24 protein-coding genes are annotated in these 26,356 nt (G+C 63.4%); 10 read left to right on the top strand and 14 right to left on the bottom strand.

The annotated features are described in order from the left end of the window. The first annotated feature begins 2 nt into the window (after positions 1 to 2). The 8 genes from NKJ67_RS06455 (at position 3) to NKJ67_RS06420 (ending at position 8,379) form a co-directional block, all read left to right on the top strand. The gene (locus tag NKJ67_RS06455) at positions 3 to 716 is read left to right on the top strand and encodes a GntR family transcriptional regulator (RefSeq protein ID WP_352580854.1); all 714 of its coding nucleotides are present in this window, start codon (positions 3 to 5) and stop codon (positions 714 to 716) included. Positions 717 to 835: 119 nt separating this feature from the next. Beyond that, positions 836 to 1,942 carry a LacI family DNA-binding transcriptional regulator gene (locus NKJ67_RS06450; protein WP_352580853.1) on the top strand — a complete coding sequence of 369 codons (1,107 nt, stop codon included), beginning with the start codon at positions 836 to 838 and terminating at the stop codon, positions 1,940 to 1,942. Positions 1,943 to 2,057: 115 nt separating this feature from the next. Further along, a complete protein-coding gene (locus NKJ67_RS06445; protein ID WP_256748031.1) occupies positions 2,058 to 3,077 on the top strand; it encodes an ABC transporter substrate-binding protein in 1,020 nt (339 codons plus the stop codon). Between the two features lie 48 nt (positions 3,078 to 3,125). Next, complete coding sequence (locus NKJ67_RS06440) at positions 3,126 to 3,965, top strand: ABC transporter permease (RefSeq protein WP_352580852.1); 840 nt, start codon at positions 3,126 to 3,128, stop codon at positions 3,963 to 3,965. After that, positions 3,962 to 4,771 carry an ABC transporter permease gene (locus NKJ67_RS06435; protein WP_352580851.1) on the top strand — a complete coding sequence of 270 codons (810 nt, stop codon included), beginning with the start codon at positions 3,962 to 3,964 and terminating at the stop codon, positions 4,769 to 4,771. Before NKJ67_RS06440 ends, NKJ67_RS06435 begins: the two co-directional genes overlap by 4 nt. Before the next feature lie 46 nt (positions 4,772 to 4,817). Further along, the gene (locus tag NKJ67_RS06430; RefSeq protein WP_256748034.1) at positions 4,818 to 5,837 is read left to right on the top strand and encodes a dimethylarginine dimethylaminohydrolase family protein; all 1,020 of its coding nucleotides are present in this window, start codon (positions 4,818 to 4,820) and stop codon (positions 5,835 to 5,837) included. Then, the gene (locus NKJ67_RS06425) at positions 5,838 to 6,896 is read left to right on the top strand and encodes an ABC transporter ATP-binding protein (RefSeq protein WP_352580850.1); all 1,059 of its coding nucleotides are present in this window, start codon (positions 5,838 to 5,840) and stop codon (positions 6,894 to 6,896) included. It begins immediately after the preceding gene. A 121-nt stretch (positions 6,897 to 7,017) separates the two neighbouring features. Further along, a complete protein-coding gene (locus NKJ67_RS06420; RefSeq protein ID WP_256748037.1) occupies positions 7,018 to 8,379 on the top strand; it encodes a M24 family metallopeptidase in 1,362 nt (453 codons plus the stop codon). A 374-nt stretch (positions 8,380 to 8,753) separates the two neighbouring features. Here the strand turns inward: NKJ67_RS06420 and recQ are convergent, their stop codons facing one another. Together recQ and NKJ67_RS06410 are read right to left on the bottom strand one after the other, a co-directional pair. Continuing rightward, positions 8,754 to 10,595 carry a DNA helicase RecQ gene (recQ, locus tag NKJ67_RS06415; protein ID WP_352580849.1) on the bottom strand — a complete coding sequence of 614 codons (1,842 nt, stop codon included), beginning with the start codon at positions 10,593 to 10,595 and terminating at the stop codon, positions 8,754 to 8,756. Beyond that, positions 10,595 to 11,257 (bottom strand): sulfotransferase family protein, encoded by a 663-nt coding sequence (locus NKJ67_RS06410; protein WP_245456759.1) that lies wholly within the window; start codon positions 11,255 to 11,257, stop codon positions 10,595 to 10,597. Before NKJ67_RS06410 ends, recQ begins: the two co-directional genes overlap by 1 nt. Before the next feature lie 393 nt (positions 11,258 to 11,650). Between NKJ67_RS06410 and NKJ67_RS06405 the strand changes: the two genes are divergently transcribed. Continuing rightward, on the top strand, positions 11,651 to 13,072 hold the full coding sequence (locus NKJ67_RS06405; protein WP_352580848.1) for a coniferyl aldehyde dehydrogenase: 1,422 nt from the start codon (positions 11,651 to 11,653) through the stop codon (positions 13,070 to 13,072). A gap of 189 nt (positions 13,073 to 13,261) precedes the next feature. On the opposite strand, the gene NKJ67_RS06400 is transcribed toward NKJ67_RS06405, so the two are convergent. The 8 genes from NKJ67_RS06400 to uxaC all read right to left on the bottom strand — a co-directional run bounded on the left by NKJ67_RS06400 (position 13,262) and on the right by uxaC (position 20,465). Continuing rightward, positions 13,262 to 13,597, bottom strand: coding sequence for a cupin domain-containing protein (locus NKJ67_RS06400; RefSeq protein ID WP_127270498.1), 336 nt, complete (start codon positions 13,595 to 13,597; stop codon positions 13,262 to 13,264). Positions 13,598 to 13,709: 112 nt separating this feature from the next. Beyond that, positions 13,710 to 14,468 carry a 2-dehydro-3-deoxy-D-gluconate 5-dehydrogenase KduD gene (gene kduD / locus NKJ67_RS06395; RefSeq protein ID WP_352580847.1) on the bottom strand — a complete coding sequence of 253 codons (759 nt, stop codon included), beginning with the start codon at positions 14,466 to 14,468 and terminating at the stop codon, positions 13,710 to 13,712. After that, positions 14,465 to 15,316, bottom strand: coding sequence for a 5-dehydro-4-deoxy-D-glucuronate isomerase (gene kduI / locus NKJ67_RS06390; RefSeq protein WP_352580846.1), 852 nt, complete (start codon positions 15,314 to 15,316; stop codon positions 14,465 to 14,467). Before kduI ends, kduD begins: the two co-directional genes overlap by 4 nt. Positions 15,317 to 15,338: 22 nt before the next feature. Then, positions 15,339 to 16,115, bottom strand: a complete 777-nt coding sequence (locus NKJ67_RS06385) for a FadR/GntR family transcriptional regulator (protein ID WP_352580845.1) — start codon at positions 16,113 to 16,115, stop codon at positions 15,339 to 15,341. A gap of 7 nt (positions 16,116 to 16,122) precedes the next feature. Next, positions 16,123 to 17,403, bottom strand: a complete 1,281-nt coding sequence (locus NKJ67_RS06380) for a TRAP transporter large permease (protein WP_127328608.1) — start codon at positions 17,401 to 17,403, stop codon at positions 16,123 to 16,125. A gap of 4 nt (positions 17,404 to 17,407) precedes the next feature. Continuing rightward, complete coding sequence (locus tag NKJ67_RS06375) at positions 17,408 to 17,938, bottom strand: TRAP transporter small permease (protein WP_127269376.1); 531 nt, start codon at positions 17,936 to 17,938, stop codon at positions 17,408 to 17,410. A 100-nt stretch (positions 17,939 to 18,038) separates the two neighbouring features. Then, a complete protein-coding gene (locus NKJ67_RS06370) occupies positions 18,039 to 19,016 on the bottom strand; it encodes a TRAP transporter substrate-binding protein (protein ID WP_352580844.1) in 978 nt (325 codons plus the stop codon). A gap of 36 nt (positions 19,017 to 19,052) precedes the next feature. Continuing rightward, positions 19,053 to 20,465: a glucuronate isomerase gene (gene uxaC / locus NKJ67_RS06365; protein WP_352580842.1), complete on the bottom strand. Its 1,413-nt coding sequence runs from the start codon at positions 20,463 to 20,465 to the stop codon at positions 19,053 to 19,055. A gap of 142 nt (positions 20,466 to 20,607) precedes the next feature. Between uxaC and NKJ67_RS06360 the strand changes: the two genes are divergently transcribed. Next, a complete protein-coding gene (locus NKJ67_RS06360) occupies positions 20,608 to 22,137 on the top strand; it encodes a mannitol dehydrogenase family protein (RefSeq protein ID WP_127267286.1) in 1,530 nt (509 codons plus the stop codon). A 45-nt stretch (positions 22,138 to 22,182) separates the two neighbouring features. Here NKJ67_RS06360 and lepB read toward each other — a convergent pair whose 3' ends face one another. From lepB to NKJ67_RS06340, 4 genes are all read right to left on the bottom strand, one after another. After that, positions 22,183 to 22,929 (bottom strand): signal peptidase I, encoded by a 747-nt coding sequence (lepB, locus tag NKJ67_RS06355; protein ID WP_127397902.1) that lies wholly within the window; start codon positions 22,927 to 22,929, stop codon positions 22,183 to 22,185. Between the two features lie 326 nt (positions 22,930 to 23,255). Then, positions 23,256 to 23,663 (bottom strand): F0F1 ATP synthase subunit epsilon, encoded by a 408-nt coding sequence (locus tag NKJ67_RS06350; RefSeq protein WP_352580841.1) that lies wholly within the window; start codon positions 23,661 to 23,663, stop codon positions 23,256 to 23,258. 103 nt (positions 23,664 to 23,766) lie between these two features. Further along, positions 23,767 to 25,359, bottom strand: coding sequence for a F0F1 ATP synthase subunit beta (gene atpD / locus NKJ67_RS06345; RefSeq protein ID WP_164762633.1), 1,593 nt, complete (start codon positions 25,357 to 25,359; stop codon positions 23,767 to 23,769). A 70-nt stretch (positions 25,360 to 25,429) separates the two neighbouring features. Next, positions 25,430 to 26,314 (bottom strand): F0F1 ATP synthase subunit gamma, encoded by an 885-nt coding sequence (locus NKJ67_RS06340; protein ID WP_027037275.1) that lies wholly within the window; start codon positions 26,312 to 26,314, stop codon positions 25,430 to 25,432. Positions 26,315 to 26,356 lie beyond the last annotated feature (42 nt).

The raw sequence follows: 26,356 nt of genomic DNA, 5'->3' as shown, positions 1-26,356 counted from the left end.
CCATGCTGAACCTGAGCACCTCACTCCTTGCGGATCAGAACGAGCGTCGAAACAGGATCTCGTCGAAGGCCTATGTCGAGTTGCGTGAGGCGATCATCACCGCACGTGTCGCGCCCGGTGCCAGTTTTTCGGAAACAGACGTCGCCCAGTCGCTCGGCATCAGCCGCACCCCGGTGCATGAGGCTTTCACGCGGCTTTTCGACGAAGGCCTGATCGAAATTTCACCCCAAACCGGCACCCGTGTCTCGCTGATCGACATGGCGCGTGTCCGTGAGGCGGTGTTCATCCGCTCCACGCTTGAAAGTGCGGTCATCGCCAACAGCGGCATCAGACCCGATGCGGGCTTGCTGGACGAGGTCGAGCTATTGCTTCGGGCACAGGAGCGCCTCGTCCAGGGCGACGACAGGGGCGCCCTGCACCGCGCCGACATGGACTTCCATGCAGGCCTGCTTGGTGCTTTCGGGCATGCTCGGGCCTGGACTGCGTGTCAGCACGTTTCGGCCGACATGATGCGCGTTCAGTTCCTGATCGGCATGAAGCCGGATCATATCCGTTCGATCATCGCCGAGCACCGTGCCATTTTCGACGAGGTCCGGGCCGGCAATATGGACGAGGCCGCACGGCTCATGGCGGCGCACATCCGAAATGTGGACTTTGATCAGCTGGGCTTGAAGCGCGAACATCAGGAATTCTTCCGAACCGGAGACCTGTCATGATCGCCGCCGGCATTCGCTCCTGTTCGGTTGCGGAAAGCGCGCGCGATTTTTTTTGGACCGTCTATGAAACCGGTTTACTGAAGCGTTTATCCGCACATATCTCGCGGGAGTGGGGCCGCTTGTCGGGAAGATCGAAAATCACCATTCGCGACGTCGCCCGGGCAGCCGGGGTGTCCGTCACGTCCGTTTCCCGCCATCTCAACGGGCAGATCAGCCTGCCGGAGCCGACGGCGAGCCGCATCCGGCAGGCGGCTGAGCGCCTCGGCTATCATCCCAACGCGATCGCCCGCAGGCTCAGCAGCGGCAAGAGCGAGACACTCGGCCTCATCACCGCCGACATCGCCTATCCGCTGTTCGCCGAGATCGCCAGCGCGTCGGAGGCCGAGGCCGCCAGGCATGGCTACAATCTGCTGATGTTCAACAGCCGGAACCTGGTGGAGAAGGAAGTCTCTTTCCTGTCGCGCATCGATGACCGACAGGTCGACGGCATCCTGCTTCTCACCAACCACCATGATGACGGGCGGCTTTTGCGGCGGATCAACGAGACCGGAAAAATCGTGCTCCTCGACGAGGACGTGCCGGGCGCGAAGGCGCCGCGCCTGTTCGCCGATAACGTCCATGGCGGCCTCCTGGCGACACGCCACCTGATATCGTGTGGCCATACCCGCATCGCCGCTATCGCGGGGCCGAGGGGACTTCTCAGCACCACCGAACGTCTCGACGGCTTCACGCGGGCGCTGGCGGAGGTCGGTCTTCACGCCGATCCCGCACTGCTGAGGTTCTGCGAATATGAGGAGGCGCCGGCCTCGATCGCGTTTCTCGACCTTCTGGAACAGAACGAGCCGCCTACCGCGATCTTCACGTTCGGCGACATGCTGGCCACTGGCGCAATCCGGGCCGCTCGGCAGGCCGGAATCCGCATTCCGGACGATATTTCGCTCGTCAGCTTCGACGATATCCACAATGCGGATCTGCTCGCGCCGGCGCTGACCACCGTGCGTCAGTCGGCAGCCGAGTTCGGCACGCGCGGCGTCAAAATGCTGCTCGATTTCATCGCCGGCAGGAAATCCGAAACGGTGACCGAACGGGTCGGCGTCGAACTCGTCATACGCAGTTCGGTGGCGCCGCCACACGGCCGTCCGTCAGGACGTTCGATAGTGCATACCGGCGCTGGAAGCCCCGATGGGCTCCCGGTGTCGGCCAGGGAGGAAGAGCAAGAAAGTTAGCCGCTTCCGCGGACGTGAAAGGGGAACACACATGTCCATAAATCGCTTTGGTCAAGACGCAGCGTTGATTGCGCTTGATAAATTCAAAACTGGGAAGATCGATCGCCGAAGATTCATGACCGCTATGGCCGGGCTCGGCATGGCAGTCGCGTTCAAGCCCGGGCGAGCCTCCGCCGAGGCGTCGGAAATCGTCGTCTGCAACTGGGGCGGGGCTGCCCTCGAAGCCTTTCAGAAGGCCTATGGCGAGCCGTTCAAGGCCAAGTCAGGCATTGAAGTCGTCATCGACGGCACCGGCCCGGCGACCGGTGCGATCCGCGCCATGGTCGATTCCAAGAATGTCACCTGGGATGCCACGGATGGCGGCATGACGGACGCCGTCGTGCTCGGCAAGGGCGGCTATGTCGTGCCGATCGACTATTCCATCGTCGACAAGTCCCTTGTCGGCGAAGGCCTCGCGGCCGAGTTCGGCATCTGCAACTACACCTACTCCAACGTGCTGGCCTATGACGCCAAGAAGGTCGGCGCCACCGCTCCTTCAAGCTGGAACGACTTCTTCGACCTCGAGAAGTTTCCCGGCAAGCGCACCATGTGCAAGTGGATCCAGGGGCAGCTCGAAGCCGTGCTGCTCGCCGATGGCGTCAAGCCGGAAGAGATGTACCCGCTCGACGTCGACCGCGCCTTCAAGAAGCTCGAACCGTTGCTGCCCAATCTGATTTTCTGGGAGTCGGGCGCGCAGAGCCAGCAGCTCTTCCGCGACGGAGAGGTGGTCATGGGCAATATCTGGCATACGCGCGCCAACCTGCTGCGCAAGGAAAACCCGGACTACACCTGGACCTGGAACCAGAACCTGATGTTTGCCAGCGCCTGGTCGGTGCCGAAGGGCAATCCCGCCGGCAAGAAGGTCTTCGACTTCATCAATTCGTCGATGGACCCGGAAGGCCAGGTGACGCTGTTGCGCGTCATGGGCAATGGCCCGTCGAACCCGAAGGCGCTGGCGCTGATGACCGACGAGGACAAGGCGGTCTATTCGCTGGCCCCCGAGAACGCCAAGACAGGTCTGGCGATCTCGGCGCAATACTATGCCGACAACGAGGCCGAGCTGCAGAACAAGTTCCTCGACTTCATCTCACGCTAACCATCGGAGACCACCACCGGCCATCGGCCGGTGGTGGTTCGAAAGATCATGACGTCATTCCAGCGTTGGGCCTTCTGCCTGACGGTGCCGGCTGCGCTTTTGACCCTGTGTCTCTACGTGCTGCCCATCCTTCAGGTGCTGGCGCTCAGTTTCACCGAGCCGACCCTCGGCTTCGGCAATTATGTGGCTCTGTTTCAGAACGCCGCGATCGGCCGCGTCGTGCGCACGACCGTCTTCGTCTCGGCGGTCACGACCGTGCTCACGATCGTCATGAGCTATGCGGTTGCCTTCGCGCTGGTCCATATGCCGCCGGCGACGCGACGGGTTGCGCTGTTCATGGTCATGGTGCCGTTCTGGATATCGGTGCTGGTGCGCGCCTTTGCTTGGATCACCATCCTGCGCCGCAACGGCGTGCTCAACTCGGCTCTGGTGGGCAGCGGAGCCGTCCGCGAGCCTCTCGAACTGGTCTACAACCAGTTCGGCGTCATCGTCGGCATGGTGCATTACATGATGCCCTTCGCCATCATGCTGCTCTACGCGAACCTGTCGGAGATCGACCTCAGGATCATCCAGGCGGCACGATCGCTTGGCGCGCGCCCGGTCACCATCTTCTTTCGTGTCTGGGTGCCGCTCAGCATGCCCGGCCTGGCGATCGCCGGCCTGTTCATCGTCATCTTCTCGCTCGGCTTCCTCGTCACCCCGGCGATCCTGGGCGCCGGCAGGGTGCTGATGGTCGCCGAATACATTTCCGTACAGATATCCTCGACGCTGCGCTGGGGCGTGGCGACGGCGCTGTCGACCATGCTCCTGCTGGTCGTCGGCATCCTTGTCGCGCTGGCCATGCGCAGCCCGGCGTTGCGTGCCGCCTTCGAAGGTGGCCGCAAATGACGCCACGCAGCTGCCGTCTGCTCGAACGCGCGCTGCCCAAGCTTTTGGCCTGGCTGCTGCTCGCCTTCCTGTTCGTTCCGGTGCTCGTGGTCATTCCGGTGGCGTTGACCGATCGGGACTACCTGTCGCTGCCCAACAACGGCATTTCGTTCGACCATTTCGCGGCGCTGGCCAATTGGCGCGCGGGTTGGTTGGCGAGCATACTCACGAGCCTCGGCATCGCCGTGGCCTCGAGCGTCATAGCGACGGCCGTTTCGGTGGCCTTCGCCATAGGCGCCTGGGTCTATGTCGGACGCTGGCCGTCGATCCTGCGCGTTATTCTGCTTTCACCGCTGATTGTACCGCCGATCATCTATGCGGTCGGCATGGTGCGCCTGTGGTCGAAGCTGGGCCTGCTCGACACATGGCTTGGCGTCACGATCGTCCACGTGATCCTTGCAATGCCGCTCGCCGTGCTGGCGATAGGCGCATCGCTTTCAAACCTTGATCCGAGGCTGGTGCAGGCGGCCCGCTCGCTCGGCGCACGCCCGGCGACGATCTTCGGCCACGTCATCTTGCCCAATATCGTGCCGGGCACGGTCGCAGGGGCGGTCCTCGCCTTCATCGTCTCCTGGGACGAGATCACGGTGACGCTGTTCATCACCAGCCGAGGCATCGTCACCCTGCCACGCAAGATCTGGACGAGCATCGCAGATGCCGTCGACCCCGCGCTGGCCGCGATCGCTACCGTCATGCTGGCGGTCACCATCGTCGGCCTCATACTGCGCATGACCGTTTGGGACCGGATTGCCCAGCGCCGATCATGACACGGCCTTCAACAGCTTCGCTTGTTTCAGAAAGGAAATCGAAGACATGACTGCCCACAGCGCCGCAATGAGCGAGCACGAATACCGCGAGGCCAAGTTCTTTCAGACCTTCGGCTCCGTCCCGACCCCGGCTTTCCACGACCCGGAAGAGCAGACCCGCGTCTGGGGCCGGCCCTGGGGTTGCACCAACGATGTCGGCAAGCTGCGCGCCGTGCTGATGCACCGGCCGGGCGAGGAGATCAATGTCGTCGACAAGAACAAGCCTATGCCCGAGATCGGCGGCTTCGGCGATCCGGAAAAGGGCTGGTACTTCATGGGCAAGACGCCGCCGGATCTTGCGGCCATGCAGGCCGCCCATGACGCTTTCACCGAGCTGTTGCGGTCGCAGGGCGTCGACGTCATCCTCACCGAAAAGGCCGCGCCCGGCGCGCTCAAGTCGACCTTCTGCCGCGACAGCGTCATCGGCGTGAAGGGGGGCGCGATCGTCACCCGCCTTGCCCGCAGGGCACGCCGCGGCGAAGAACTGATGGTCACCCAGGCGCTCGCCAGGGCCGGCTGCCCGATCCTCGGCACACTGCATGGCGAGGCGGTGTTCGAAGGCGGCGGCTTCGCGCTCCTCGACGACAAGACGGCCGTCTGCTCCGTCTCCGTCGCCTGCAATGCCGAGGGCGTGCGGCAGGTCGAGATGATCCTCAACAGCCTCGGCGTCGAGCTGATCAAGGTGCCGATGCCCGGCTATCGCATCCACATCGACGGCAGCTTCATGATGATCGACAAGGAGACGGCGATCATCAACATCAACGAGCTGCCCTATGTCTTCATCGAGTATCTGAACAAGCGTGGCATGAAGCTGATCGAGCTGCCGCCGGAAGACAACGCCTTCTCGCTGAACTGCCTGGCGATCGCGCCCGGCCGGGTCGTCATGCACGCCACCCGTACACCACGTCTGGCCGATCGGCTCGACGCCGCCGGCATCGAGATCCTGACGCTGGACTATGAATGCATTGAACTGAACGGGGGCGGCATTCATTGCTCGACGGGTCCGCTCGCCAGGGATCCGATCTGAATGTCCTTTCTCGACGTCCGAAACCTTCGCAAGACGTACGGTTCCGCCGTCGCGCTCGACGGGATCGACCTGTCGATCGAGGCGGGGGAGTTCGTAACCTTGCTCGGCCCTTCGGGGTCGGGCAAGACCACGCTGCTGATGTCGGTCGCCGGGTTCACCAAGCCGGACGAAGGCGCCATCCTGCTGGATGGCGCCGATATCACGCGCGTCGATCCGGAGGACCGGAATTTCGGACTGGTCTTTCAGGGCTATGCGCTGTTTCCCCACCTGAACGTCGCCGACAACATCGCCTTCCCTTTGCGGGTCCGCAAATGGGACAAGGCCAGGATCGCCGCGAGGGTGGAGGAGGTCCTGAACCTCGTCGGTCTCGACAGGTTGGCAGCGCGCAAGCCGCGCGAACTGTCGGGCGGCCAGCAGCAGCGCGTGGCGATCGGCCGTGCGCTGGCCTTCGGGCCGAAGATACTGCTGCTCGACGAACCGTTGTCGGCGCTCGACCGCACATTGCGCGACACCATGCAACGCGAGCTCAAACGGCTGCATCGGCAAACCGGCGTGACCTTCGTCTACGTTACTCACGACCAGGAGGAAGCCTATGCCATGTCGGACCGCATAGCCGTCTTCCATAATGGCGCAATCGTCCAGGTCGGCACCCCACGCGACATATACCGCGCTCCCGCCTCGCGCTTCGTCGCCGGCTTCCTGGGCGGCAACAACATCGTTTCGGCACGCGCCGTCGATGGCGGGATCGAGCTGTTCGGGGGCCGGGCGCCGATGCCCGGGGGCTATGATGCGTCGCGGCATGGCCGATCGGTGCTCACGGTCTGGATGCGGCCGGAAGACGTCGCCATCGGCGAGCCGCGGCCTGGAGCCATCGCCTTTCGCGCTGTCGTCGCCGACGTTTCCTTCGTCGGCTCGTCCGAGCGCGTGACAGTATCCACCCCGGACGGCTGGGAAATCCTGGTCATGGCATCATCGGCGGCGGCTCGCGACATCGCTGCCGGCGACAAGGTCACCTGCAGCGTTCTGCCCTCCAGCATCGGCTTTCTTGCCGATGAATAATTCGCCGGCGCATCCGACTGACGATCGGCCTCAGCCGAAATCCGTATTCCCCGACAGCCCGCCTTCCCTGACAGCCCGCCTTTCCTGACAGCCCGCCTTTCCTGACAGATTGAGAGACATGATGACCATCAGCCTTCGCACCGTCGACATTCCCGATTTCGGCATCCCTGTCGAGCGTCCCGCCATTCCGGCCACGACCTATGCGGCACGTTGCGCCAAGGCGCTAGAGCGCGCCGGCACGGACTGGCTTGCCGTCTATGCCGATCGCGAGCATGCCGCCAACATCGCCTTCCTGACCGGATTCGAGCCGCGTTTCGAGGAGGCAATCCTGCTGCTCGGCAAATCGGGCCAGCGCATCGTCGTCACCGGCAACGAGAATCTCGGCTACACGCCTATCGCCGGACTGCCCGGCATCGTCACCATGCTGGCGCAGTCCCTGAGCCTGATGGCGCAGGACCGCACGCAGAAGCCGGACCTCGTGGCCGTACTGCGCGAGGCCGGCATCGCGTCGGGCGACAGTGTCGGCCTGGTGGGCTGGAAATATCTCGAGAAGGAAGAATGGGCCGCGCAGCGTCCGACCTTCGTGGTGCCGGCCTTTATCGTCGATGCAATCGCTTCGATCGTGTCCGCGTCTTCGATCACCGATGCAACGCCGGTGCTGATGCACCAGACGAATGGGCTGCGCGCTGTCGTCGATGCCGACCAGATCGCCGAGGCCGAATGGGGTGCCGCCCGCTCTTCGATGGCGGTGTGGCGTATCCTGAGCGGCTTCACGCTCGGCGACACCGAGCTGACGGCGGCCTCGCGCATGGGTTATGCCGGCGAGCCGATGAACTGTCATCCGATGTTCGCAACCAACGATGCATCCGGCCCGGTGATAGGCCTGCGCAGTCCCACGGCTCGCGTGCCGAAGCGCGGCGACGGCGCCACCACGGCGGTCGGCTACTGGGGCGGACTGACAGCCCGAGCCGGCCTGATCGCAGAACATGACGACACGTTTCTGGAGGTGGCCAAAGCCTATTTCCGCGGTCTGATCGCCTGGTACGAGGCGGCCGGCATTGGCGCCGAGGGCGGTGCGATCCATGAGGCCGTGATCTCGACGCTGGCGGAAGGCAAGCTGCGCCCGGCCCTAAATCCGGGTCATCTCGTCGGCCTCGACGAGTGGATGAACTCGCCGATTCGTCCCGGTTCGACCGAACGCATCGTCTCCGGCATGCCATTCCAGGTCGACATCATACCCGTGCCGATGCCCGATGGATGGACGCTCAACTCCGAGGATGCGGTGACCTTCGCCGATGCCGGCCTGCGTGCCGAAATCGCGCGCCGTCATCCAGCACTTTCGCAGCGGTTCGAGGCACGCCGGCGGTTCGTCACCGAACGGATCGGCGTCACGGTGAAGGAGGATATCCTGCTGCTATCCGCCATCCCGCTCTGCCTGCCGCCTTTCTGGTTGGCCAGCAGCAAGCTTCTGGGCCGCGACTGAGAACCATCACCCGGGCATGCCTGTCAGACATCCTCCTGCTTGGCACCGAAGAGCAGGTCCGGCTGGTCGACACGCCATCCGGGAGATGGTGGCTGGGCATCCCGCGCACACGTACGATCTCGTTTCGCTGCGCAACTTCATCCGCGAGGCCCTCGACCTTGCGCCGACCCCGCCCAATCTCACGATCCCGCAACAAGGTCCGGCCAGACCGTCGGCTTCCGGCGCGCGCAGCAAGACCCACTGCGGAAACGAGACGTCCAAGGGCGGCATAGGCGATGTAGGAATGGGCGGCGACGGAACAGAAGCTCTCGGAACGGATGCCTTCTCCGAAGATCCCTATGCTTCAGAGCGCGTGACCAGTCGTTGATCTGACCTCAGGCCGAGCCATCGGATTGATGCTCGGCAATCGCACTCAGAAAAACCTGGCCGAACTCCTTCAGCTTTGCCGCCCCAACCCCATTCACTTCAGCGAAGGCGTCGAGGTCGTGCGGGCGGCGCTCAGCCATGTCGATCAGGGTGCGATCGGAAAACACCACATAGGCCGGCACCTGACGCTCCTTGGCGAGCCGCAGTCGCAAGGTCTTCAGCGCGGCCAGCAGCCCGGTGTCCACATCCGATTGCCCGAAATCCTGCCCGGAGCGCGTCTTGCCGCGCAAGGCGCGGCTGCGCACCTCGACACGATAATGGAACGGCATCTCGCCACGGCCAAGCGCATGGCCCTTTTCGGCGATGGCGAGGCCGCCATGACCGGCCGGATCCGACATCAGAAACCCGCCGGCGACGAGCTGCCGGATCAGCGACAGCCAGAAATCCTTCTTGTGCGCCAGACCGCTGCCGAAACTCGTGAGCCTCTGGTGGTTCCTGGCAAGCACCTTCTCGGTTTCATGGCCGAGCAGGATGTCGATGACATGGCCGGCACCGAAGCGTTCGCCACTCTGGGCGATGGCTGCCAGGATTATCCGCGCCTCCGCTCCGCCATCGGCGCGCGGCGCCTGGTCGAGGCAGGTGTCGCAATTGCCGCAAGGCTGCGCTTCTTCGCCGAAATAGCCGAGCAGCACCTGGCGACGGCACTGCGCCGTCTCGCAATAGCCGATCAGCGTGTCGAGCCGGCCATGTGAGCGCCTCTTGTGCTCGGCCGGCGCATCCTCGTCGTCGATGAACATCCGGCGCATGCGGATATCGCCAAGGCCGAACAGCATATGTGCCTCGGCGTCCCGCCCATCGCGGCCGGCGCGGCCGATCTCCTGGTAGTAGGCCTCCAGGCTGCCCGGCATGTCGGTGTGGAAGACATAGGCGACGTCAGGCTTGTCGATGCCCATGCCGAAGGCGATGGTCGCCACCATGACGACGCCGGACAGGGTCATGAAGCTGTTCTGGTTGGCGTCGCGCGCCTCCTTGCTCATGCCGGCATGATAAGCGAGCGCGGTGACGCCGTTCTTCTCGAGGAAGGCCGCCATCTCCTCCGTCTTCTTGCGCGACAGGCAGTAGACGATGCCGCTGCGGCCGGGATGGCGCTCGACGAAGCGCAGCAATTGCCGCTTGCTGTCCTGCTTGGCCTCGATGGCAAGCTTGATGTTCGGCCGGTCGAAGCCCAGCACCAGGGTCTCGACGCGCTCGGCAAATAGCCGGGCTTCGATATCGGTGCGCGTGCCTTCGTCCGCCGTTGCCGTCAGCGCGATGATCGGCACGTTGGGGAAGATGCCGCGCAGCCGCGACAGGTCCTCGTATTCGCGCCGGAACGCCGGCCCCCATTGCGAGATGCAATGCGCCTCGTCGACGGCGATCAGGCTGACATCGAGCCTGGCCAGCGCCTCGAGCATCCGCTCGGTCATCAGCCGCTCCGGCGCGAGATAGAGCAGGCGCGTCTGGCCCGAGGCGACGCGACGCCATGCGGCGATATTGGCATCGCGGTCGATCGAGGAATTGATCGTATCGGCAGCCACGCCGGCAAGCCGCAAGGCGGCGACCTGATCCTGCATCAGCGCCACCAACGGCGAAACGACAATGGTGAGCCCGCCCAGGACAAGTGCCGGGACCTGGTAGCAGAGCGATTTGCCCGCACCCGTCGGCATGACGGCCAGGACATGCCGCCCGGCCAGCAGCGCGTCCATGACATCGGCCTGGCCGGGGCGAAAATCATCGAAGCCGAACACGTCCTTCAGCACGCGCCGCTTGGGATCTCGCTCTTCTGTCGCGACGGCCGCCGGTGCCCGCATTACCGCGCGTCCACGGTCGGCGTGCTTATTGGCATGTCATAGCCGAACTCGGCGCAGAAACGCCGGACGCCGACGAGAAATGCCGGGGGCAGACCGCCGAGATAGGTCCTGAATTCTTCATTCCGTTCCCATTTTCTCAACGAAGCCACCCGGATCGGATTGTTCGGATCCTCGCTGAAACGAATGCGCGGTGTCAGTCCGAACGATTGCGCGATTCTGTCCTGCTGCGCATCGGGCGCGCCGATCATGTCTTCGTAGCGGACAAAGAGTATCTGCCGGTGCGGTTGTGCCTTCTTCAGCCGGGTCAGCGCGTCGTATTCGGCCAGCCAGCGATGCGGCGTGACGTGGAACCGACGCTCGTTGCGTGTTTGCGGATGCGAACTTGTCAGCGTGTCGAACGGATGGCGCACGCAATAGATCAAGCCGATGGAGGGAGGGAGCTTCGCCAGATGCGCAAAACCGCGCGCATCGCGCTTGACGACGAGGTTCGATTCCGGCCGGTCCAACATGTCCAGCATTGTGTATCGCGCTTCGGGCGGATGGACGAAAATGTCCTCGAAACACCTCATCAGCCGCTGTGTCAGCGTCGTGCCGCTGCGCGCGCAACCCGAAATGAAAATTCTGTTGGCGGGCGCCGCGCGTGCGTATGTGCGTTTTTGCATGCGCTGTTTCAGAGACAGCGGCACGAACCGCAGAAACTCCCGCACAACCCTTCGCGCAGCCGCTCCAAACGCAGCCTCAAGCCTGTGAGCGCCCTTCATCCGCAATTCCGCAGGGCCGCCCGGCACGAAACGCGCCGCTTGGGGTCCATGGCCAAGATACTCGTCGCCGATATCAGCATCAGGCAGACACCGGACTGGAATTCCTGGATGGGAGAGGATGGGAAATCGGTCAAAACGACTCTCTGCATGGGCACCATGCCTTAGCGCAGCTGTCATCGTGCCACAACAGGAACAGGTCGCCTGCAGCCTGCGCCTTCCCTTGCAACACCTTTACCTCGCTGGATTCCTTCACCCAGCAATGTAAGCTCGGCTCCGCTAGCCAGGGAGGATGCGATGCTGCAGACCAGACAGGATGTTCTCGGCGAGCGGTTCCACCTGCAGCGCGCCGCCTTCGAGGCGCAGCCTTTCCCCAACTTTGGCATCCGCAAGGATCGCCTGAAACGCCTGCTGGCGCTGACCGAGCGGCATGAAGCCGACATCTGCACCGCCATCGACACCGACTTCGGCGGCCGTTCCGCGCATGAGACGCGCCTTGCGGAACTGTTCGTCGTGCGCGCCGGCATCCGCCACGCGCTGTCGCATGTCAGGGGCTGGATGCGCGAACGCCGCGTTGTCACCACCATGCCGTTCCTGCCCGGCCGAAATCGCCTCGTCCCGCAGCCGCTCGGCGTCGTCGGCATCGTGTCGCCCTGGAATTATCCTTTCCAACTCGCTGTCGCGCCGGTCACGGCGGCACTCGCGGCCGGCAATCGCGTGCTTATAAAACCTTCCGAATTGACGCCGGCATTCTCAGTGCTGCTGGCCAAACTCGTTGCCGAGCATTTCGCACCCGATGAGCTCAGCGTCATCACCGGCGATGCCGAGATGGGAAAGGCCTTCGTGTCGATGCCTTTCGATCATTTGCTGTTCACCGGCTCGACCGCGGTCGGACGCCAGGTCGCGATCGCCGCGGCCGCCAATCTGACCCCGGTCACGCTCGAACTCGGCGGCAAGTCGCCGGCAATCTTCGATCCGTCCTGCGATCTTGACGCGGCGGTATCCAGCATTGCCTATGGCAAGCTCTTGAATGCCGGGCAGACCTGCATCGCGCCGGATTATCTGCTGGTGCCGAAGGGACAGGCAGGCACGGTCGCTGTCAAGCTCGCAACGGTGATCGCGAAGCTCTACCCGACCTTGCGCGACAACCCCGATTATACCGCCATCATCAGCGACCGGCACCACCAGCGCCTGCGCGACATGATCACTGAAGCGCGTGACGCCGGCGCCGATGTCACCGAAATCAACCCGGCCGGCGAAGAGCTGGGTGGCAAAAGCCGGAAGCTGCTGCCGACCCTGGTCCGCAACGCCGGCGCAAACCTGCGGCTGATGCGCGAGGAGATTTTTGGGCCGGTGCTGCCCATCGTAGAATACACCGGGATCGACGAAGCGATCGCGCATGTGAACGGGGCAGCCCGACCGCTGGCGCTCTACTGGTTCGGCCGCGACAGCGGCAATCGTCAACGCATCCTGCACGAGACTATTGCCGGCGGTGTCACCATCAACGACTGCATGCTGCATCTGGTACAGGAAAACCAGCCTTTCGGCGGGGTCGGCGCCAGCGGCATGGGCGCCTATCACGGCGAGTGGGGATTTCGGACGTTCAGCAAGGAGAAGCCGGTTTTCGCACAGTCGCGGCTGAGCGCCGGAGCCTTGTTGCGCCCGCCCTACGGCAAGACGTTCGAGCGGCTCTTCAGCCTCCTGCGTCACATCACCTGATCGAGCGAGCGCAGCCTCCGGTTCGTCGTGCCATGCAGCGCCGGCGCATTAAGACTATCTTCACCACGGTGCGGCAGGGTCCTCATCCTGCGGTGATGTCTTGAGTACCGCGGCGCCACAAGCGCCCAGGCAACAGACCCGCGCCTCTTTCGGGGTGCGGGTCATTCCCGCTCGATCTCTTACCCTTGGCTAGCCGAGGAAATCGGCCCGGTGCGGCGTGAAGCTGTCGACCAGCCGCCCTGCTTCCAGCGCCTTGACGCCGTGCACCAGACCGGACGGCACAATGAAGCTGCCGCCGGTCTCGATGGTTTCGGTCCTACCGTCGATGGTCACCTCGAAGCGGCCTTCGGCGACATAGCTTGCCTGGACATGCGGGTGCGAATGCAGGGCGCCGACGCCACCCTTGTCGAAGCCGAATTCGACCAGCATCAACTCGTCGGTGTGCAGGAGGACGCGCCGCCTGTTGCCGTCCGGCGTCTTCGTCCAGGCGCCCTCGCCGGCTTGCGCGAAAATCTTTGCGGTCATCGTTGTCTCCTCAGAGCAATTCCAGGAAAAGTGTGAAACGGTTTTCCGTCCGGAATTGCGTTAAAACAATGAGATAGCGCGGTTCAGCGTTTCCGCTAAACGATGAACCTCGCTAGCGCGCCAGCCAGCCGCCATCCACCGGCACCACCGCTCCATGCATATAGTCCGATGCCGGCGCCAGCAGGAAGACGGCGGCGTCGCCAATGTCGCCCGCCTCGCCCCAGCGGCCGGCCGGGATACGCGCCAGGATGGCGGCGCTGCGGTCGGGATCGGCGCGCAGCGCCTGCGTGTTGTTGGTCTCGATATAGCCCGGCGCGATGGCGTTGACGTTGATGCCTTTTTGCGCCCATTCGCAGGCGAGCAGACGCGTGATGCCGAGCACACCGTGCTTCGAGGCAGTGTAGGACGCAACGCGGATGCCACCCTGGAAACTCAGCACGGAGGCAATGTTGACGATCTTGCCTTTCCGCTCAGCGGCCAAGGCACGCCTTGCAAAGCTTTGGCAGAGCAAAAAAACCGTTTTCAGATTGACGTCCATGACGTCGTCCCAATCGGCCTCGCCGAGATCGACGGCATCGGCGCGGCGGATGATGCCGGCATTGTTGACCAACCCGTCGAGCGGACCGCTTTCGTCCCAGATCCGGTCGTGCAACGGGCCGGCGGCCGAAATGTCGGCAAGGTCGGCGCTGACCGCCTCGAATTGCCCTCCCAGCGCGGCGACCTTGTCTGCCGTATCGTCCATCGACGAGCGGCCGACGCCGACCACCGCGCCCCCGGCGCGTACGATCGATACGGCGATGCCCTGGCCGATGCCGGTGTTGGCGCCGGTGACCAGGAAACGTTTTCCGGCAAGGCTGAAGGGGTCGCTCACCGCAGATCGCTCAACGCCACCGGGTCGACATCGGTATAGTCGACATTGTCGCCGGCCATCGCCCAGATGAAAGCATAATTGGAAGTGCCGGCGCCCGAATGGATCGACCAGCCCGGCGACAGCACCGCTTCCTCGTTGCCCATGACGATATGGCGCGTCTCGTCCGGCTCGCCCATGAAGTGGAAGACGCGTGCCGTCTCCGCCAGGTCGAAATAGAGATAGGCCTCCATGCGCCGGTCATGCACATGGCACGGCATGGTGTTCCACACCGAGCCCGGCGCCAGCTGAGTCATGCCGACCACCAGCTGGCAGGTCTTCACGCCGTCGGCATGGATGAACTGGAAGATCGAACGCTCGTTGCAGGTGTCCTTGCTGCCGAGATCGAGGCGCTTGGCGTCGCCGATGCGGATCAGCCGGCTGGGCCAGGCCTGATGCGCCGGCGCGCTGAGCAGATAGAATTTGGCCGGCGCATCTGCATCGGCCGACGCGAACGACACATCAGCGATGCCCATGCCGAGATAGAGCATGTCGCGCGCCTGCAATTCGAAGGACTGGCCGCCGGCCTTGATGACGCCTGCACCGGCGATGTTGACGGCGATCAGCTCGCGACGGTCGAGAAAGTTCTTGGTGCCGGTCGGCTTGATCGTTTCCAGTTGAAGCGCGGCGTCCGTCGGCACGGCGCCGCCGACGATCATGCGGTCGTAATGTGTGTAGGTCAGGCTGATGCGGCCGGGCTGGAACAGGCCGTCAATGTGAAAGTTGTGGCGCAGCTCATCGGTTCCCATCGCCGCGGCGGCGACCGGGTCGATGGCAAAGCGGGATGTATAGTCGGTGTGGCTCTGGTTCATTTCAATCCTGACTTGAGATGGGTCATTCGCCGGCGGCGGCCTTGACCGAACTGGAATAAAAAGCCTGACGCGCATGCAGGCGTTCGCGGTAACGCTGCTGGCTGGCGGTGAGGTGCGCGCGCATCGCCTCTCGCGCGGCCTCGGCATCGCCAGAGGTAATGGCGTTGAGGATCACCAGGTGCTCGCGCTGCAGTCCGCGCTGGTAGCTATCGGATTGCGCCAATTCGGTCGACCAGGGCGAAGTCACGTCGCACGGGATGGCGCGCCGGCCGAGCACGTCGAGCATCTCGACATAGAATGGGTTGTTGGTGGCGCTGGCGATCGCGCGATGGAAGGCGAGGTCGGCCGGACCGGTCGGCTCGCTGGCAAGCAGCAGCCGCTCGAATTCGAAGAAGGCTTCCTGGATCGCCGCCTCCTGCGCGGCATTGCGGCGGACGGCGGCGATCCCGGCCGATTCAATCTCGATCGCCAGCCGCACTTCGAGCACGTTGAGCGCGATCGAATCCTTGCTGCCCATGTCGGCGGCAAGCGCGCCGAACATTGTCGAGATGTGCTCTGTGACGAAGACGCCGGCGCCCTGGCGCGGTTCGACCAGCCCGTCGGCGGCAAGCTTGGCCAGCGCCTCGCGGATGACGGTGCGGCTGACGCCGAAGGTTTCGGTCAGTTGGCCTTCGGTCGGTAATTTATGGCCGGGCAGGATCTCACCCGCCTGCAACTGCTTGCGGATCGTCGTGACCACTGTCTCCGACAATTTGGGTTTTCTCTCGACCCTGAGGTCGGTCGCGGTGTCCGATGCCATGTCGCCCCTATTTGAAGATGCTCGGTAGCCAGAGCGAAATGGCCGGAATGTAAGTGACGAGCCCCAGTACCACGAGCCCGGCCCCATAGAACGGCCAGATCGAGCGCATCGCCTCCCAGACGGATATCTTGCCCACTGCGCACGCCACGAACTGCACAGCGCCCACCGGCGGCGTATTCAGCCCGATGCCGAAGTTGAGGATCATGATAACGCCAAAATGTACCGGGTCGACGCCGTAGGCTTGCGCCACGGGCAGGAAGATCGGCGTGCAGATGATGATCGTCGGCCCCATGTCCATGAAGGTGCCGAGGAACAGCATCAAGACGTTGAGCAGGAGAAGCACGACCAGCGGATCGTCCGAGATTGCGTTCATGGAGGCTATGAGCGCTGCCGGCACTTTCAGGAAGGCCATCAACCACGAGAACGCCGCCGCCATGCCGATGATGAGCAGCACCATGGCCGTGGTACGCACGGCACCATGGGTGGCATGAACGAAACCTTCCCAAGTCATCTGCCGGTAAACGAAGACAGTGACGAGCAACGCATAGATGACCGCGACACAGGAACTCTCGGTCGCCGTGAAAACGCCCGATCGTACGCCACCGAAGATGATCGCGATCAGCAGCAGGCCGGGCACCGCGACAGCGAAGAGATGCGCGACGGCGGTGAAGCCCGGAAACGGCTCGGTCGGATAGCCGCGGGAGCGCGCCACGAAATAGGCAGTGATCATCAGCGACAGGGCCAACAGCAGGCCCGGAATGATGCCGGCCGTGAACAGGTCGGCGATGGAGATCTTTCCACCTGCCGAGATCGAGTAGATGATCATGTTGTGCGACGGCGGCAGGAGCAGCGCGATCAGCGCCGCCATCGACGTGACGTTGACGGCGTAATCCGCTCCATATCCACGCGCTTTCATCTGCGGAATCATCAAGCCGCCGACCGCCGCCGCCTCGGCCACCGCGGAGCCGGAAATGCCGCCGAACAGTGTAGCGGTCGCAATGTTGACCTGCCCGAGGCCGCCGCGCAAATGGCCAACGAGCGAGCCGGCGAAGGCAACGATCTTGCTGGCGATGCCGCCGCGCACCATCAAGTCGCCGGCATAGATGAAGAAGGGAATGGCCAGCAGCGAAAAGACGCTCATGCCGGAATTCAGGCGCTGGAACACGATGAGCGGCGGCAGGCCCATATAGAGGACGGTGGCAAAGCTTGCGACGCCGAGGCAGAAAGCGATCGGCGTGCCGATAAGCATCAGAAGGGTGAAGACGCCAAAGAGGATCCAGAGTTCCATGCCGTCAAACCTTCACGTTCGCCGTGTCGAGTTCGGTTGCGACTTCCGCCGGCGGCAGTTCATCGAGCACATCGTCGATCGGCGCACCGGAGAGACGAAGCACGATGCGCTCCAGCGTGAAGAGCACGACGAGCACGCCTCCCGCGACCAGCGGGACGTAGTCCCAGCCCCCGGATATGCCGAGCGACGGCAAGGTAGCGCCCCAGGTCAATGCGACCAGTTGGCTGCCATACCAGATCATACCGATGCCGAAGGCGAGCGCGACGAGGTCCGAGATCATCCGCAGCCAACGCTTGCCGCCTTTGGGCAGCACGTAGAGCAGGACGTCGAAGCCGAGGTGATAGTTCTCGCGCACCCCGACGGCAGCGCCGAGGAAAATGAACCAGCTCATCAGCATCACCGAGCCCTGCTCGGTCCAGCTTGGCGAGCGGTTCAGGACATAACGACCGAACACCTGCCAGGCGACGAAGGCGGTCATCAGCACCAGCCCGATGCCTGCGACCCATAGCGCCGCTGTGCTGACGCGCGACATCATGCGCGCGACGCCGCACAGGGGCGGTCTGTGTTCTGGGCTGGAGGTCACCGGTTCTCTCCGCAAGAGGATGGCGGCGCGGAATGCCCGCGACGCCGCTTGATCACTGCACGGCCTTGATGGCTTCGACCATGGCCTTCAGCTTGTCGTCCTTGACGTGCTTCTCGTAGACCGGACCCATGGCGTCGATGAAGGGCTGCTTGTCCGGCGTCGTGATCTGCGAACCGGCCGCCTCGACCTTGGCGCGCGATTCCTTGACCTTGGCGGTCCACAGCTCGCGCTGCCTGGCGACGCTCTCCTTGGCGGCCGCCTTGAAGATCGCCTGATCCTCCGGCGTCAGCTTGTCCCAGCTCGACTTCGCCATGACGAAGGCTTCCGGCACCATAGTGTGCTCGTCGAGCGAATAGAACTTGGCGACTTCCGCATGCTTGGCGGTGTCGTAGCTCGGAAAATTGTTTTCCGCGCCGTCGATGACCCCGGTCTCGATCGCCGAATACACCTCGCCATACGGCATCGGCGTCGCGTTGGCGCCGAGTGCCGCCACCATGTCGACGAAGATGTCGGACTGGATGACGCGGAACTTCATGCCGGACAGATCGGCTAATGAGTTGATCGGTTTCTTCGAATTGTAGAAGGAGCGCGCGCCGCTGTCGTAAAAGGCGAGCAGCACCAGCCCGACCTGTTCGAACGCCGCCGCGATCTGGTGGCCGACCGCCCCGTCCATGACCTTGTGCATATGGTCTTCCGAGCGGAAGATGTAGGGCAGCGAGGGCACAGTGGTTTCGGGAATGAGCCCGTTGAACGGCGCCATCGAGATGCGGTTGAGGTCGATCACGCCGGTGCGAACCTGCTCGATCGTGTCCTTTTCTTCGCCGAGCTGCGCGGAATGATAGAGCTCGACCGCATAGCGGCCGGCCGTACGCTCCTTTACAAGCTCGCCGAAATATTTGACCGCCTCGACCGTCGGATAGCCGTCCGGGTGGGTGTCGGACGAGCGCAGAACCGTCTGGGCGCTTGCCGTTCCGGCCATCAGTGCGGCGGCGAGTAGCGCAGCTCCCGTCAGTCTTGAAAAATGCAACATGGTTTCCTCCCTTTGCATTGCGGGCGAGTTGCCCCTTCAGAGCCGATACGCCTTTTTCGCCAGCGTATAGGTCAGTTCCCGCGCCAGCTCATGCGCCTCGTCCTCGCGCAGCCGATGCTCGGCGACGAGACGCGCCAGGAACGCGCAGTCGACTCGCCGCGCCACATCGTGACGCGCCGGGATCGATGGAAAGGCACGGGTGTCGTCGTTGAAACCGACGGTGTTGTAGAAGCCGGCCGTCTCGGTGGTCATCTCGCGGAAGCGCCGCATGCCTTCCGGGCTGTCGTGGAACCACCATGCCGGCCCGAGCTTCAGCGCCGGGTAGACACCGGCCAGCGGCGCCAGCTCGCGCGCATAACTGGTCTCGTCGAGCGTGAACAGGATGACGGTGAGGTCGCGCGCCAGCCCGACGCAGTCGAGCAGCGGCTTCAGCGCCGTCACATAGTCGGTCCTGGTCGGGATATCGAAACCCTTGTCGCGGCCGAATTTCTGGAAGATCGCGGGCGAATGATTGCGCCAGGAGCCGGGATGGATCTGCAGGACCAGTCCATCGTCGAGGCTCATCTTGGCCATCTCGGTCAGCATCTGGGCGCGGAACAGTTTTCGCTCGCGCTCATCGTCGGAACCACGGCGAATCCGATTGAACAGCTCTTTCGCCGCCGCATCCGAAAGATTGGCGGTCTCGGCCGTCGGATGGCCATGATCCGACGAAGTCGCGCCGAAGCTTTTGAAGAAGGCACGCCGCTGGCGATGCGCATCGAGATAGCCGGCCCAATTGCCGGTGTCGCAGCCGGTGATCTCACCGAGCCGGTCGAGATTGGTTGAAAACCCTTCGAAATCTGGGTCGACGACCGCGTCCGGCCGATAGGCGGTGATAACGCGGCCCTGCCAGCCGCTGTCGCGAATCATCTGGTGCCATTGGAGATCGTCGAGCGCGCCTTCCGTGGTCGCGATGACCTCGATGTTGAAACGCTCGAACAGCGCGCGCGGGCGAAAATTCTCCCACTGCAGCAGCGTCGCGATGGTGTCGTAGTGGCGGTCGGCAGTCGCCGCGGTCAGCGGTTCGTCGATGCCGAACAGATCGGCGAGCACATGATCGAACCACAGCCGGGTCGGCGTGCCGCGAAACAGATGATAGTGCTCGGCAAAAAGCCGCCAGATCGCCCTGCCGTCGGTCTCGACCGGCGCGCCGTCGAGCGTCGCCACGCCGAGATCCTCAAGGCGGACGCCTTGGCTGAACAGCATGCGGAAGATGTAGTGATCCGGGACGATGAGCAGTTGCGCCGGATCCGGGAATGGCTCGTTCAGCGCATACCAGCGCGGATCGGTGTGACCATGCGGGCTGACAAGGGGCAGGTCCTTGATCCCGGCATAGAGATCACGGGCAATCGCGCGCGAATGCGCCTCGGCGGGAAACAGCAAATCCGCATGGGTCAGTGCCACGATCATCCTCCCAAGCCACTATCGGTAGGGGCGGCAAGAAATAATGTCAACATACAAAATTGCGATTGTTGTATGATGACTTTTCGACCCATTGTGTGGCAGGAAATCGAATGTTACGCCGCTTTGCCGATCCCTGCCGAGGCCACTCATGTCATCCGACCAGACCAGTCGCACCACGACGACCGAACGCCTTTCCACGAAGACCGTGCGCGCACTGCCGGCTTCGATCGCGACACCTGCGTATGATCGCAGCCGCGTCGTCCCGGGCATCGTGCACCTTGGTGTCGGCGCCTTCCACCGCGCCCATCAGGCAGCCTATGTCGACGATTGCCTGGCGGCAGGCGAGGCGGATTGGGGCATAACAGGCGTTTCGCTGCGCAGCACCGACACGCGCGACGCTCTCACGCCGCAGGACGGGCTCTACACGCTGGCGATCAGAAGCAGTGGAACCGAAAAGCTTCAGGTCATCGGCTCGATCGGTGCGATGCTGGTGGCGCCGGAGAATCCGGGCGCGGTGCTGGCCACGCTGACCGATCCGCACACCCGCATCGTCACGCTGACGATCACCGAAAAAGCCTATCTGAGGGCGGCAGGCGGGGGATTGGATGCCGCCCATCCCGATATCGTCCATGATCTGGCCAATCCCCGGATGCCGAAGACAGCGCATGGTTTCCTGACCGAGGCGCTTGCCCTGCGACGCGCCGCCGGCACGCCGCCCTTCACTGTCCTGTGTTGCGACAATTTGCCGGCCAACGGAGCCACGCTGCACCGGCTGTTGGTCGAATTCGCCCAGTTGCGAGATGCCGGGCTCGCTCAATCGAGTGATGTCGGAATTGCCGACCACATCGCACACCAGGTCGCGTTTCCCTCCAGCATGGTCGATCGCATCGTGCCGGCAACCACCGACGCCGATCGGGCGCGGATCGCTGAAGAACTCGGCGTCGAGGACGCCTGGCCCGTGATGACCGAGCCGTTTTGTCAGTGGGTGGTCGAAGATAAGTTCCCGACTGGCCGGCCCGCGTGGGAACAATTCGGCGTCACCATGGTTCGCGACGTCGGCCCGTTCGAGGACATGAAGCTCAGGCTGCTCAACGGCTCGCATTCGGCCATCGCCTATCTTGGCCTGCTCAGCGGTCATGCCACCGTCGACCGCGCCTTCGCCGACCCGGCGATCCGCCAATTCGTCGATGCCTTGTGGGCCGAAGCCATCCCGACCCTGCCCGAGGATGCCGGATTGGACACGAGCGCCTATATTGCGGAGCTCGCGGAGCGTTTTTCCAACACTGCACTTGCCCATCGCACGGCGCAGATCGCCAATGACGGCAGCCAGAAACTGCCGCAGCGCATCATCGCTTCCGCCATCGAATGCCTGGAAGCCGGTACCGAACTGGTCCATCTGACCCTGGTGGTGGCTGCCTGGATCGCCGCCTGCGCCGCGCGAGGGAAAACCTTGCCGGAGGGCCATTTCACCGATCCGCTCGACGCGGCGTTGACGGAACTTTTGAGTGAGCAACTGCCGGCGAATGAAACCGTGACCGCGGTGTTCGACCTGGCCGGCTTCGCTGGGGATCACGCCGAACGCCAGACGTTGATCGAACTTGTGGCTGTGCATCTCGTCCACCTGCGACGCGACGGTCCGACCTTGGCCTTCGCCGCGCTCGGCATAGATATGAAGTAGTCATCAACCAGACTTGGTGCGGGTCCGAACCAACTCGATTCAGGCTTATTTGCCGACCGAACCGTCCAGCGTTTGCCGGGAAGAATACTCCGTGCCTTTTGAATTCCAGAACAATCGCACGGCCTTGCCGACGAGGTTTTCGTAGGGAACGAAGCCGACCATGAATCGGCTGTCGGAGGCATTGTCGCGATTGTCGCCCAGCATGAAATAGTGGCCTTCGGGCACCTCAAATTCCCGCGTGTTGTCGCCGATGGAACTGTCCGTCAGGTCGAGAACGAAATGGGTGACACCACCCGGCAGGGTCTCCCGTTCAAGCCTGGCAGGTTGCTCGCGTTCCTCGTAGGAGAAAGTGCCTGCATCCTTGAGGCCGACGGCCACATCGTTGATGTGCAGCACGCCATTGACCATCTGGATCTTGTCCCCGGGTAGACCGACGATCCGCTGGATGTAATCCACGCTGGGGTCGGGCGGGAATTTGAACACCACCACATCCCCTCGCTTGGGCTCCGCGCCGAACATGCGGCCTTCTATCGGCAACAGATTGAACGGCACGCTGTAGCGGCTGTAGCCATATGCGAATTTGGAGACGAAGAGATAGTCGCCGCCTTGCAATGTCGGCACCATACTGCTGGATGGTATCGAAAACGGCTGGAACAGAAACGAACGGATCGCAAATGCAGCCGGATAGGTAGTCAGAAAGACAAGCACCAGCACCCAAAACCCGTGCGCATACCATCTCACCGGCTTGAACCGATGGGCGAAGGGCACAACGAGCGCTGCCCCCAGAATCATCGAACCGATACCTGAAAAATTGGCCAGCCAGGCAAGATCGGTTCCCGGCAGCACCGGAAATCCGGTGTAGGCGAGTGCGAAAACGATGGCGCTGATCACCACCAGGCTGGCAACCGCCGGCTTGCCGCTGCCGATCCACAGAAATCCGCCGAATGGACCGCCAAAGGCCGACACCAGGGCCGTCGACCACCAGGAGCGTGAGGCTGTTTCTCGTTGCGCTGTTTCTTCCGTCACCGGCCCACCCCCATCCCAAGGCAGCGCGACTGTCCAACAAACAAAAAAGCGAGGCAAGGCCCCGCTTTTTACTCTTTCATCGGAACCTAATTTCAAGCCGGAAGAATAGCGCCTTCCAGCGTGGTGAGCTGGCTAAGGAACTGCTCCGCCTTGCTGCGAGCCTCGTCGTCCTTGGCATCAGTGGCGTCTTCTTTGGCTTCCTGGATGCGGCGCGCGAGATCGGCGCGGTCGACATCCTTCACCGCGACAGCCGATTCCGCCAGCAGCGTGCAGCCGGCCGGAACGATGTCGGCGAAGCCGCCGAACACCACATAGCGTTCTTCGCCGCCCGCCGCGGTCTTCACGGTGACGACGCCCGGCTTGATCGTGGTCATGACCGGCGCGTGATGCGCCATGACGGTCATCTCGCCTTCGGCGCCCGGAATGACGACGGATTCGACCTGTTCGGAAACAAGCAGGCGTTCCGGGGAAACCAGTTCGAATTGGAAAGCTTCAGCCATGATCAATTTAGCGAATAGCGAATAACGAGTAGCGAATTAGTCAGAAGAAGAATTCGCCGGCCCATATTCCCAATTCGCTACTCCCTATTCGCTATTCGCTTGATTACGCCGCTTCAGCCGCGAGGCGCTGTGCCTTCTCGACTGCTTCCTCGATGCCGCCGACCATGTAGAAGGCTGCTTCGGGAAGGTGATCGTAGTCGCCGTTGCAGAGGCCCTTGAAGCCCTTGATGGTGTCGGCGAGGTCGACCAGCTTGCCCGGCGCGCCGGTGAACACTTCGGCGACGAAGAATGGCTGCGACAGGAAGCGCTCGATCTTGCGGGCGCGGGCAACGGTCTGCTTGTCCTCTTCCGACAGCTCGTCCATGCCCAGGATGGCGATGATGTCCTGCAGCGACTTGTAGCGCTGGAGTATCGACTGCACCTGGCGCGCGACGCCATAATGCTCGTCGCCGACGACCAGCGGGTCGAGCATGCGCGAGGTCGAATCCAGCGGATCGACGGCCGGATAGATGCCCTTTTCGGCGATGGCGCGGTTGAGCGTCGTCGTCGCGTCAAGGTGGGCGAACGAGGTCGCCGGCGCCGGATCGGTCAAGTCGTCGGCGGGCACGTAGATGGCCTGCACGGACGTGATCGAGCCCTTGGTGGTGGTGGTGATACGTTCCTGCAGCGCGCCCATGTCGGTGGCGAGCGTCGGCTGATAGCCCACGGCCGAAGGAATACGGCCGAGCAGAGCCGACACTTCCGAACCAGCCTGCGTGAAGCGGAAGATGTTGTCGACGAAGAACAGCACGTCCTGGCCCTGGTCGCGGAAGTATTCCGCAACCGTCAGGCCGGTCAGGCCGACGCGGGCGCGCGCGCCCGGCGGCTCGTTCATCTGGCCATAGACGAGTGCGGCCTTGGAGCCTTCGCCGCCGCCCTTCTTGTTGACGCCGGATTCGATGAACTCGTGATACAGATCGTTGCCTTCGCGGGTGCGCTCGCCGACGCCGGCGAACACCGAATAGCCGCCATGCGCCTTGGCGATGTTGTTGATCAGTTCCTGGATCAGCACGGTCTTGCCGACGCCGGCGCCGCCGAACAGGCCGATCTTGCCGCCCTTGGCGTAGGGAGCCAGCAGGTCGAGCACCTTGATGCCGGTGATCAGGATCTGCGCTTCCGTCGACTGCTCGACATAGGTCGGAGCCGGCTGGTGGATGGAGCGCATTTCGGTCGCGTCGACCGGGCCTTCTTCGTCGACCGGCTCGCCGATGACATTGATGATGCGGCCGAGCATGCCCGGGCCGACCGGCACGGTGATCGGCGCGCCGGTGTCACGCACTTCCTGGCCGCGAACCAGACCTTCGGTCGAGTCCATGGCGATGCAGCGCACGGTGTTTTCACCCAGATGCTGGGCAACTTCGAGCACCAGGCGGTTGCCGACATTGGTCGTCTCGAGCGCGTTCAGGATCGCCGGCAGGTGATCGCCGAACTGGACGTCGACAACGGCGCCGATGACCTGGCGGACCTTGCCGGCAACGCCCGTTGCCTTGGTGGCCACTGCCGATGTCTTGGCAGCAGCGGCCTTCACCGGTGCTGCCGACTTGGCCGGGGCCGCCTTCGCGGCTGCTGCTGGAGCCTTTGCCGCCTTCGCGGGGGCTGCGGTTTTCGCGGCTGCGGCCTTGGGGGCTGCCTTCTGGGGGGTCGCTGCTTTCGCCATCGTCTTTACCCTTTTTCGTCCTTTGTTTCTCACGCGGTCCGATCGCGGGTCGATGACCCGCGAACCGCGCCTAGAGCGCCTCGGCGCCCGAAATGATCTCGATCAGTTCCTTGGTGATCTGCGCCTGCCGCTGGCGATTGTAGGTGATCGACAGCTTGTTGATCATGTCGCCGGCGTTGCGCGTCGCATTGTCCATGGCGCTCATCTTGGCGCCCATTTCGCCGGCCACATTTTCGAGCAGCGCCCGGAAAACCTGCACGGAGATGTTGCGCGGAATGAGGTCGGAGAGGATTTCGCCCGGCTCCGGCTCATATTCGTAGACGGCGTTGCCGCCATCGATCGCCTCGGCCGGAGCCGAAGCAACGCCGGCCGGAATGATCTGCTGCGCGGTCGGGATCTGGCTGATCACCGACTTGAACTGCGAATAGAACAGCGTGCAGATGTCGAAGCCGCCTTCGTTGAAGAGGTGGATGACCTTCTTGGCGATGGCATCGGCATTGACGAAGCCGAGTGTCTTGACCTCGCGCAGGTCGACTCGGTCGATGATCATCGATGCATAGTCGCGGCGCAGGATGTCGAAACCCTTCTTGCCGACGCAGATGATCTTGACCTGCTTGCCCTCCGCCAAAAGCTTGCGGATATGGTCGCGGGCAAGGCGGGCGATCTGCGAATTGAAGCCGCCGCACAGGCCGCGCTCGGCGGTGCAGACGACGAGCAGATGCACGTCATCCTTGCCGGTGCCGGTCATCAGCGCCGGGGCATCGCCGCCGCCGCCGATTGCCTGGGTGATGTTGGCCAGCACGGAACCCATGCGCTCCGAATAGGGGCGCGCCGCTTCCGCAGCCTCTTGCGCACGGCGCAGCTTCGCCGCGGCGACCATCTGCATCGCCTTGGTGATCTTCTGCGTCGCCTTGACCGAGGCGATACGGTTACGAAGGTCTTTTAATGAAGGCATGCTTCAAACCTGATCCCGTCTTGTCTCATCCCGACTGGCAAT

Source organism: Mesorhizobium sp. M0088, assembly GCF_040322895.1.
In the GTDB taxonomy this organism is placed as follows: domain Bacteria; phylum Pseudomonadota; class Alphaproteobacteria; order Rhizobiales; family Rhizobiaceae; genus Mesorhizobium.
This window is presented reverse-complemented; position numbering and strand designations above follow the sequence as displayed.